At 60.0% G+C, this 6,280-nt stretch carries 5 protein-coding genes and 3 pseudogenes; 5 read left to right on the top strand and 3 right to left on the bottom strand.

Translation table 11 applies throughout. The features are described 5' to 3' along the window. Positions 1 to 333: 333 nt before the first annotated feature. Positions 334 to 498: pseudogene (locus EOA27_RS17505) on the bottom strand (VOC family protein); the annotation flags it as partial. 126 nt (positions 499 to 624) lie between these two features. Beyond that, entirely contained in the window at positions 625 to 975 is a 351-nt protein-coding gene (locus tag EOA27_RS42160) for a hypothetical protein (protein ID WP_245467188.1), read from the bottom strand. Between the two features lie 192 nt (positions 976 to 1,167). Here EOA27_RS42160 and EOA27_RS17495 point away from each other — a divergent pair, with 192 nt between their 5' ends. Both EOA27_RS17495 and EOA27_RS17490 read left to right on the top strand, forming a co-directional pair. Then, positions 1,168 to 1,389, top strand: a complete 222-nt coding sequence (locus EOA27_RS17495; RefSeq protein ID WP_126078785.1) for a hypothetical protein — start codon at positions 1,168 to 1,170, stop codon at positions 1,387 to 1,389. 126 nt (positions 1,390 to 1,515) lie between these two features. Continuing rightward, entirely contained in the window at positions 1,516 to 1,680 is a 165-nt protein-coding gene (locus EOA27_RS17490; protein WP_245467189.1) for a hypothetical protein, read from the top strand. A gap of 660 nt (positions 1,681 to 2,340) precedes the next feature. Here EOA27_RS17490 and EOA27_RS17485 read toward each other — a convergent pair. Then, on the bottom strand, positions 2,341 to 3,246 hold the full coding sequence (locus tag EOA27_RS17485) for a LysR family transcriptional regulator (RefSeq protein WP_126078786.1): 906 nt from the start codon (positions 3,244 to 3,246) through the stop codon (positions 2,341 to 2,343). Between the two features lie 178 nt (positions 3,247 to 3,424). Between EOA27_RS17485 and EOA27_RS17480 the strand changes: the two are divergent. The 3 genes and pseudogenes from EOA27_RS17480 to EOA27_RS17470 all read left to right on the top strand — a co-directional run bounded on the left by EOA27_RS17480 (position 3,425) and on the right by EOA27_RS17470 (position 6,164). Next, positions 3,425 to 4,412 (top strand): annotated as a pseudogene (locus tag EOA27_RS17480) (MBL fold metallo-hydrolase). A 30-nt stretch (positions 4,413 to 4,442) separates the two neighbouring features. Next, entirely contained in the window at positions 4,443 to 5,531 is a 1,089-nt protein-coding gene (locus EOA27_RS17475; protein ID WP_127256783.1) for an aldo/keto reductase, read from the top strand. Between the two features lie 49 nt (positions 5,532 to 5,580). Next, a pseudogene (locus tag EOA27_RS17470) lies at positions 5,581 to 6,164 on the top strand (intradiol ring-cleavage dioxygenase). The last annotated feature ends 116 nt before the right edge of the window (positions 6,165 to 6,280 follow it).

Below are 6,280 nucleotides of genomic sequence, written 5' to 3'. Positions count from 1 at the left end.
CGCCTTGTCCCTAGGTGCCCAAAGCCCCCTCCGTCGCCGCTGGTACATCCGCAGTCGGCGACGGAGTTCGAGGAGCGGCCCGGCAGGCTGGCAGGGTAGGCCAGCAAGCGCCGGGCCTAACCGGGGGACTTCGGCTCGCGCAAATATATCCCTTTGCCGGAATAATAAGCACGTATCCATAAGGACGAACGTGGGAGTAGCCCCACAGGCTGTCTCATCTCGGGACCGAATTGCTGGCATCAATTTTGCGCCGGGTCAAAAACAATCGAGTGGGAGTGATTTTGCCCATCCGGGCATATCGGCCGGCGCCGCGTCGCTGGAGAACCATCCTGCTCAGTTCTCGTCCTGCCACCTGCGAAGATCCGTCTGGTCATGATAGGCCATGCGATCCGGCGTGGTGATGAATTCCATCGTCGTTCCCCACGGCATGCGGCAGTAGCAGACCTTGTTTCCAGGACCTTTTTCGGTTGCATAGGGAATAGCGCGCGGCGCTGACAACCGAAGCAGTGGACCGACAATCCCGTGCCGGCCGCAAGTTTGTCACCGAGCGTGCTCTCTGAAAACAGATATTCTTTGCCCATGGCGATCCTTGTGGTGAAAAGGATCGCCGCACCGATGAGGGATTTATTCCTGCCCAAGCCGACCTTCAAGCTCTTTCAGGAAATAGGCTTCATTCAGGAGTTTTTCCCAATCCGTGCCGAAGCGCTCAATCAGATTGCGAGCCTGGGCTTCTGTGAGATTCGCCTCTCGTGAAAGTCGGCTAGCAAGAAGGTCGAATTCGGTGAGATCATTGTCCGGCAAACTGCCGTCGCGGTGTTGCATAGCCGCCGCAATCACCTCGAAGACGCTGCCGCCTTCCTCGTAGATCTCGCGGACCTCGATCCCTTCTACATCGGCCGCTTCCATTGCTCGGTCGGTCAAATCGCTTATCGCGGCAGGGTCATCCGTCCCCGCCTTGGGCAGATGCTCTGCCATCCAACGCTCGAGAAAATTGGCGCCGCGTGTGCTCATTATCCCATAAGCAAGAGGCGGTATATTAGGTTCCGCTCATATTTTTGGACTTGAACCTTCTCCTGCGGGCCGCGTTGCCTTACGCCAATTTGGTGCATCCGGAAGCATCTTCAATTTGCGGTCGTTACCTTCCGAGGTAACCAGCGAGGGACCCACGTGTCCAAAAAGTTTTTCGTCGAAGAGATGGACGGCGATTTGCCGATGGCGGGCCGCGAGATTACTGCGGAGACGCCTGAAGAGGCGGTCGCCCGCGTGATCAGCGACGCTGTGGTAACAGAAGATTGGGAAGCCAGCGCCGACGAGAAATGGGTTAGAGTGACGGACAGCGAGCGCGGTATAATCTATCGATTTCAAATCCCGGTTAAGACGACTGATTAGCTGGCCTTGTCGTCCGCGCCATTTTCCAGCCCTATTGTAGTCGCGTTGTACGTGGCTGGCTCACCCACGGTCGCAACTGGTCTTTGCTTACGGGAACATTTTAGCTAAAGCGAATGTTTGTTCGTCATGGAGACGATCGACATCACCGAGTGCCGCGCTGCGCTGCGCCTGATCCGCGCGACGATCGAGGAGCATTGCCCGCCCGGCGTGCTGATGAGCGAAGAGCAGGTGAATGGGCACTATGGCCCGACGCTACTGGATGAGGCTGAGGCACTCTCGGTGGCGATGTAGCCACGGTGGAGCGACTGTCTTTCGATGGCACGCCGAGCATCAAGGCCTGAAATAAACAAGCCCGCCGACCGCGGCCGACGGGCTTCATTGATGTTGAGCCGGTTACAACGGCTCAACCGGCCCCGAGATGATGATCACCTGGGCGGAAATCGTTCCAAGGCGCTCTCTCTTGCGAAGCACTGGCTTTTTCGGAAGCCATGTCCGTCCTGTTCAATGAGACGAATGAGTTTGTGACAGGCGGCGCGAATGGCCCCACCTGCGGGTCATCAAGCATAACTCTATTCATCTGTAGAGATTGTATTTTCTATTTCGTGGCTAGAGGGTGGAATTTCCTTATCGAACGACACCTGGTTTCATGCGGGGCAGCCCGCAGTCGCGCATCAGAGTTGAACGTCGTCGCGCCAAGGTCTGCTTCCGCGCGAGAGTGATGCCAGCCTGTACATCTGAGATGAAGGCGCAAAGCTGCCATTGAGACGCATGCCTGTTTGCGCAGGAAGCTGAACTACCAATACCCTGCTGGACCTCCCAGCCCTCTTGTGGTGGAGATCTCTTCGGCCACGGCATCGAGGTACCTTAAAGGGCCGAAGTCGTCTAAAGCATCGAAGCTCTGCATGGCGGGTTTGTGCAACCGACTTGAACGACTGGTCCGACGGGACGCCGTCACGTGCGGGCCTGCCAGTCGTAGCTCCTAACGTAATCGAGAAATGCCCGCATGGTAGCGCTCGGGAGGCGGCGGCTCGGATAGTACAGAAACCAGTGTGGCAATATCAGGCTCCAATCGGAGAGGAGCTCAATGAGTTCGCCATTCAGGATATGGGGTTTGGCATAATCATCGAAAATATGGGCTATTCCTCTGCCGGCCAGCGCCGCCTGCAGTTCGTTGTGCGCCGAACTGACCATCAGGCGGCCCGTGGGAGCGACCTCTATCTCTTCGTCTCCGTCGGCAAACCGCCAGGTAACCAAAGTGCCCCCAGGAAATCTGCGCTTGATGCAATCATGACCGACGAGATCCTTTGGTACCTGGGGTTGGCCGTGCTTTTCGATGTAGTCCGGTGAAGCGACGATCGCATAGCGAAGCGCGGGGCCAAGCGGGAGCGCGATCATATCCTGCGCCAATTGTTTGCCGAATCTGACGCCGGCATCGAAGCCCTGTTCCACTATGTCGACGACCGCCGCATCGCTGACGATTTCAATCCTCACCTCGCGATAGGCGTCCATGAAGTCGAAGGCCAACGGGCAAAGAAAATGATCGACGGCCGGCGCCGGAGCGTTGATCCGAAGCGTTCCGGACGGAGTGTCTCTCAACTCGTCGACTTCCGCGATCGCCAGCCTGATGTCACTCAATGCTGGCGCTAGCCGTTCAAGGAGGCGTTTCCCGGCTTCGGTCGGAGACACGCTTCTCGTCGTGCGATTGAGGAGCCGGATGCCGAGGGTCTCTTCGAGCGCATTCATCGTTTGGCTCAGGGCCGACGAAGACACGCCACGCTCGAGCGCCGCCGCCCGGAAGCCACCGCAGCGGACGATAGAGACGAAGACATCAAAACTGTCCAGGCGAAGAGAGTTCATTGGTAAGAATTTCTAACCAAGCTAATCATGGATGCGCAACTTATCGAATTAATTGTGCCATGTCATGGTGGGCAAAAGGTTCAGCTATCGCGCCTCCCCAGTTCCTTCCGCCGGTCATTTCCGGACTCGTATTTGTCAAAGGCGCGGGAGGGTGCCCCACGAAGAAGGGAAACCGATGATGAATGCCTTCACTCTCAATAGACGCGCTATCATGCTGTCCGCTGTCGCAGGCGCATCAAGCATGCTCATCCCAAGCCTGAGCGCCGGCAACGCTAATGCCCAGGCCGCGTCGTCGTTGGCTGGCAACGCGGGTCACTACCACTTCCGCGTCGGCGAGATTAGCGCTACTGTTTTGAGCGATGGCGTCATCGGCGGCCCTCGTGTCTATGCCAGCGACGCGCCCGAAGCGGAGCTTGAGGAGGTGCTGCGGCGAGCATTCCTTCCGACCGACCACCTGACGCTCAACCTGAATACGCTTCTGATCGAAACCGATGGCCGCCGGATACTGATCGAGGCCGGCGCCGGCTCGACGATGGGGCCGCATGGCGGCCGGATCTTCGACAACCTCGCGGCGATCGGCCTGAGCGCGGCGGACATCGATACGATCGTCATCTCGCACACCCATCCGGACCATGTCGGCAATCTCAGAACCGCGGATGGCGGCAAGGCCTTCCCCCGCGCCACGGTCTTCGTGCCAAAGGCGGACTGGGATTTCTTCGTCCGCACCGATCCGGATCTCTCCTACATGCCGGTGCCCGAGGAGTTCCGCATCCGCTTCGCCGCCAACATCGAGAATAGCCTCGAACCCGTCATGAACGATGTGGAGCTTTACGAAGCCGGCGCCGAGATCGTGCCGGGCCTCACGACGCTGGCCGCCGCCGGCCACACGCCGGGCATGGCGACCTTCCTGGTCCACTCCGGAAACGACCAGTTGCTTCTGACCGCCGACCTTGCCTACCACCCGGTCGTCAACGTGGACAATCCCTGGCTTCCGGGTCCCGACCGTGACAAGCAGACCGCGCTTTCCTCCCGCCGGCGCATCTTCGACAGGGCGGCAACCGACCGCATCCCCGGTGCTTGGCTTCCACTTTCCGTTCCCTGGCCTCGGCCGGATGCTGAAGACCGACGGCGGCTACGCCTGGATACCCGCCAACTGGCAGTTTTGAATTCAACGATAATCGAACAGGAAGCCGCTCATGGCCCCCTCAAGAATAAATCGCCGCGGGTTCCTCGGCACATTGGGTGCAACTGCAACCGGGTTGGCGTTCGCCGCCCAGACCACCGTTGCGGCGCAGGCCCAGGATACAAGCTCGGCGGCATCGGCCTCCGGCTCCAATCCCGAGGTGCTGACCCGCACCCTGCCCCGCACCGGTGAACGGGTGACCACGCTGGGCCTCGGTACCTTCCTCACCTTCGACCTGAAGCCCGGCGATAGCCGCGAGGACCTTCGGCAGGTGTTTGAAAGGTATGCAGCTGCAGGCGGTCGTGTGATCGACACCTCGCCGCTCTATGGCTCGGCCGAGGTCAGCGTCGGCCAGTTCATGGGCGAGTTCGAAGGCTCGGACGAGATATTTCTCGCCAACAAAGTCTGGGCCACGGGTGAATATCTCGGCGACGAAAGCCATGCGTTAGAAAGCTTCCGGCAGTCCCGGATGCGCACTTGGCGCGATACGATCAATCTTATGCAGTGCCACAGCATCACCAACGCGCCGGTTGTCATCCCGCTGATGAAATCCTGGAAGCAGGACGGCCTGATCCGCCACGTCGGAGTGACCCATCACGAGTCGGCTGCGCAGGAGCAACTGCTGGCGATCGTCGAACGCGGTGACGTCGATTTCATCCAGACCAACTACTCGATCTTCAATCGTGACGCCGAGCGCCGCCTGCTTCCGGTGGCCGCCGAAAAAGGCGTCGGCGTGCTGATCAATCTGCCGCTTGAAAAGGCACGCCTGATGAAGGTCGTCGAAGGACAGCCGCTTCCCGGTTTCGCCCAGGAATTCGGCGCGACGAGTTGGGCCCAGTTCTTCCTAAAATGGGTCATGGCGCATCCCGCGGTCTCCAGCGTGCTGTGCGGCACGTCGAATCCCGACCATATGAGCGACAATGTCCAGGCGATGACCGGCCCGCTTCCCGACACGCGTATGCGCGCCCGTATGGTCGCGCATATGGAGACGATCCCCGGCTTTGGCTCCATCGGCTCGATGCCCTGGTATCCAGGCAAGGAGAACATGTACTCCGGCCTCATCACGGAGGCGCAGGCCAACGCCGTGCAGCGGCTGCAATAACCGCCCCGGCCGGTTCATCAGCAACCTCATCGAATCCCGGAGACCGACCTTGCCCTCCACCCGACGCTCTCTTCTGACGGCCTTTCTGACACTGTCTCTTATCGATGCCGCCAGGATGAGGGCGTTCGCGCAAGCCGCACCCGAATTGCCGCTGACACTCTCCTACGACGATGGGGACGACCTCACGATCGAAAGGGAGGCCGGCCCCTTCTTCCGGCCGAACTCGCCGCTCGAACGCGATCTTTATCCCGGCGCGCCCGGTGGCGAGCGGATCACCGTCGCGGGGTTCGTCTTCGACAATCGCTGCCGGCCCCTCGCCGGCAGCCTCGTCGAAATCTGGCATGCGGATGAAAACGGCGCCTATGACAGCATCGGCTTCCGGCTGCGCGGCCACCAGTTCACGGATGTGCAGGGGCGCTGGTGGTTCAACACCATCGTGCCCGCGCTTTATCCCGGCCGAACGCGTCACTTCCATTTCAAGGTCCAGCGTCCTGGCGGCCGCGTCCTCACAACCCAGCTCTACTTTCCCGGAGAGCCCCGAAATGTCGGAGATCAGTCTTTCACGAAACACTCGTCCTCGACATGAAGCAAACCCGCGACGGACGGTTCGGCCGTTTCGACTTCGTAGTTTGACCGCAAGCAAAGGGCCTCAGCTGCCGAACCTGCGCCACGTCACGCAGCGCCGCCGGCAACTGGCAGATGTCGGCAGGGTCAGCTCAGGCGTTGAAGCCGGCATCTACATTCAGGAC

The organism is Mesorhizobium sp. M2A.F.Ca.ET.037.01.1.1 (assembly GCF_003998075.1).
GTDB lineage: Bacteria > Pseudomonadota > Alphaproteobacteria > Rhizobiales > Rhizobiaceae > Mesorhizobium.
This window is presented reverse-complemented; position numbering and strand designations above follow the sequence as displayed.